Here is a 3,714-nt window from a genome sequence, read left to right as displayed (position 1 = left end):
CCTTCTACCACGTCACCGCACCAGCATGCGATTACGCCGACCGCCGGCATACCGTCCGGCGTCGTCAGCATGGCCGCGTAGGCAGTCAGTTCCTCCGGTGCCGTGGCCATGAAGTCACGATAGAAGCGCAACACCTCACCGGACTTGTCGCGTGCGTGAACGATCAGGCCGCCGAGCACTGAAGATATTTGCTGCGCTCGGAAGGTGAAGCAGGTGACGATGCCGAAATTACCGCCGCCGCCGCGCAAAGCCCAGAACAGGTCGGGGTGTTCTTCCATGCTGGCCGTCAGCAGGTTGCCCTCCGCTGTCACCAGCTCAAACGAAATCACATTGTCGCAGCTCAGTCCGTGCTTGCGCACCAGCCAGCCTACGCCGCCGCCGAGCGTCAGACCGGCAACGCCGGTCTTAGAGACGACGCCGACCGGCACCGCCAACCCATGCAAATGCGTCTCTCGGTCGAGATCGCCAAGCGTCGCGCCGCCCTGAACTCGCACGGTCTGGGTCTTGGCCTCAACCATCACGCCACGCATGGCGGAGAGGTCGATCACGATGCCGTTGTCGCAGAGCGCGCGCCCGGCGACATTGTGACCGCCCCCACGCACCGCGACAAGAAGGTCGTTTTTAGAGGCGAATTTCACTGCGTGGATTACATCAGCAACACCGAGGCAGCGTGCGATGAGTCCAGGGTGTCGATCAATTGCCGCGTTCCAAATACGGCGTGCCTCGTCGTAATCGGCATCAGCGAGCCGGATAAGGCGGCCAGCCAACCCCGAAGCGAACTCATCGATGAGGTCGGCGCCAATCGGCATGCCATTGCGACTTTGAAGCTGCGTCTCTAACATATCCTCCTCCTCAACTTCTCACCGCGTAAGCTCAAGCCTCGCGATGAGAAGTAGCATAACACCAGTTGGCGGGCCTGTGACGCCGAAAACACCTTCGATCCGATAAGTGGCGCTCGGTGCGGAATGGCCGCTTTTGCCAACTGGATTCTAGGAAGTTGCCAGTCGGCTCGCGGCCCCATGACAGTCACACCAAGCAACGGAGAGGCGCACGCCACCAGCCGAGCAGCTCGCACACCACGGTATACCTCGACTAACGTAACACCGCCGCCGGTTGCGGCGTAACATCTGGGTGGATATCGACTATCTGTGACAGGGTAGCGTCAGTCCTAAACCTTGAGGTGACAGGGCCGCAGAGTAGCGAGCCATCGGGCAAAAATTGAAAGGCCGGAAGGGTTGCCGTACGGGTTTACCAAGGCAACGACGCTAGGTCTGTTCGCGGACGGTGGAACAAAAACCGCGCTGTCGAGATTCGGTCGTTGCACTGTTCCCATTCGGTGCTTTCCCCATGAGAACTGCCCACTGGCCTGACGGCTGGCGGGCTTTTTTGTATCAGCGGAACCTTATTACTCATGCTCAGTTCTTGGCGGCAGCGCCCCGCACGCTGCTGGCCAAGGAAAGGCAACCCTTGGCCGGGCCCGCATCGGTCCTCACCCAAGCGGTGCGGGCCCACTGTCGATGCTGCCGAGCCCGTCTTCACACCCTTGGGCGTATCTTTCGAACAGTTCCACCTTTTCTGGATAAGGAAGGCGGTGTAAACGCTGGCAACCTTCGCACCGATAGTGGGCGGCAACGATGAACCAACGCCCTGGCTTGGTGAACTCGTTTCCACATCCGGGGCATTTGAGTGTCATCTCAACCGAAGATAGTTTCTGGGAGAGCGGCATCAGGTCGCGTAACTCAAACTGCCGACGCCAGAATCAGCGTTATCCCCACCACCGTCGACGCATAGATCGTGGCTAAAGCACGATCGGTCGAGGAATACTCGGCGGGTGTGCGAGGCCGGCGAAGTCGGGGCCTCGGAATGTTTCGGTGCCCACGGGACGTTGGCGGAAGCGTTGTCATTGCAAGCGCGCAAAGATAGACGCTGGGCTATATCGGCGGCGATCAGAGAATAGTCCGCCACCAATTTCGACCTGTCCGAGACAATGGAGATTTCACGTTGCAACATCGCGCGCCTCCCATGAGTTCTCCCAACTGACGGGTCTAAATTATGTTCCGCCAATTTTGAGAGGGGTGCTGCTGCCGATGTGCTGGCGCGGCTAATCTACCAGCAACAGGAGCGGCTTGCTTTGGCTGCTCGTGCCAAATCACCTGCCGCAAGTCGCGCATGTCGACCTGCTGTCCGCACGTCGGGCAGGTATAGAAGTTGTCGTCCTCATCGGCTGGTTCGCCGCCGTGCTCCTTGCCGGGAATGGATGGTCCACGTCGGACGGCCTCGCCATGGCTGTCAAACAGTCAATTCGTCTAAAATGTTCCGGAACCATTTTAGCGCATGCTAAATTGAAACGCAGTCTTGCGGGTCAGTTCATGCGTCTGAAGTTCATCAGGCCAATGTTTCCCAGGCTTGTCGAGGTCCCCCCGACAGGAGACAACTGGATTCACGAAATCAAGTACGATGGCTATCGGACGCAAATCATAATCGAGACGGCACGGCCCGAGCGATCACGCGAAGAGGCTATGACTGGTCATCGACGTACAAGACGATTGTCGAGGCGGCGGCAACCCTTTCACCCAAGTCGGCAATCATCGACGGCGAGGCAATCGTCCTCAATGGGAAGGGCGTGTCGGATTTCCATTCGCTGCGGTCCGCAATGCGATGGGCGCCGGATCGGATCATCTTCGTCGCCTTCGATCTGTTGCACCTGGACGGGGTCAACTTGCGCCCAGCACCTCTGCTGGAACGTCGGGAAAAGCTGCTCGAACTCGTCGGGCCTGCCAAGGGCGTGATCCAGTACAGTCACCATGTGCATGGCGGCGGGGCCGACTTCTACGCCGCGGTTGATCGCATGGGCCTGGAGGGCATGGTGTCGAAGCGGCCTGACAGCGTTTATCGGTCAGGCGACACCGAAGCGTGGCTGAAAACCAAATGCTACGAGGAAGTCGACTTTGAGGTTGCAGGCGTGCAGCTAAAACCCGGTTCAGCTCCCCTCGCATTGATGGCGACCCGCGATGCGGAACGCCGCTACGTCGGATCAGCAAAACATCGCCCTGACCAAAGCCATGCGCGAACGCCTATGGGCCAAGGTGCAAGAGGGGAAAGGCACGCCGAAGGGAGCGGACAAGCCCGACGCCGAATGGATCAAACCTGGCCTTGTCGGACGCGTGAAGACCTTGAAGCGCGAGGACAAGCTGCGCCATGCGACTTTGCGAGCGATCCGCGAGGCGAAATTATGACACCGCAGCCGTATCGCCCCCTGTGGCAATCGAACTCACTGGCGAACGCGCAGCCTTGAAGCCCGTCCGAATGGCCATCGAGCAGGTCTGCCCTCCCGGCGTGCTGCCATCCGAGCAATGGTTGACGGGGCTACTATGGCCCAGAGCCGATCTATGAAGGCGAGGCATTGGCCAAGGCGATCATTGAGACCGTGGAGCGCCTGACGAAGTAAGCCCGCCGCTGAGGACACAATTACAGCGGCGGGCCTTGCACTTGCACCAGAGCTTGGATTTGAGGAGGGGAATCTCAACCAAGCACATTTCCAACTTCGATTTCAGAAACAGGTTCCAGCCTACGAAAAGATTTGATTGCGGGTGGCCCGCCACCGGGTCTCGGAGCCAGTGGCGGGCCTTGCTCGGCTGTTTCAAGGAGATTTCCTTGCCAAGCGCATTCCGAACTTCGACTGCGGACGCATGTTCCTCCAGGTCGGCGCAAGAG

2 protein-coding genes are annotated in these 3,714 nt (G+C 59.4%); one reads left to right on the top strand and one right to left on the bottom strand.

Features of this window, described 5'->3' with window-relative positions; genetic code table 11:
- Positions 1-842 (bottom strand): FAD-binding oxidoreductase (locus EN991_RS27495; RefSeq protein WP_164769402.1); only part of this gene is annotated, 842 nt, incomplete at its 3' end.
- Positions 843-2,341: 1,499 nt separating this feature from the next.
- Here EN991_RS27495 and EN991_RS27475 point away from each other — a divergent pair.
- Positions 2,342-3,295 (top strand): hypothetical protein, encoded by a 954-nt coding sequence (locus EN991_RS27475; protein ID WP_348630507.1) that lies wholly within the window; start codon positions 2,342-2,344, stop codon positions 3,293-3,295.
- The last annotated feature ends 419 nt before the right edge of the window (positions 3,296-3,714 follow it).

This window comes from Mesorhizobium sp. M7A.F.Ca.US.005.03.2.1, assembly GCF_003997795.1.
Lineage (GTDB): Bacteria > Pseudomonadota > Alphaproteobacteria > Rhizobiales > Rhizobiaceae > Mesorhizobium > Mesorhizobium ciceri.
The sequence above is the reverse complement of the archived record's forward strand: the minus strand, read 5'-3'. Positions and strand labels throughout refer to the sequence as shown.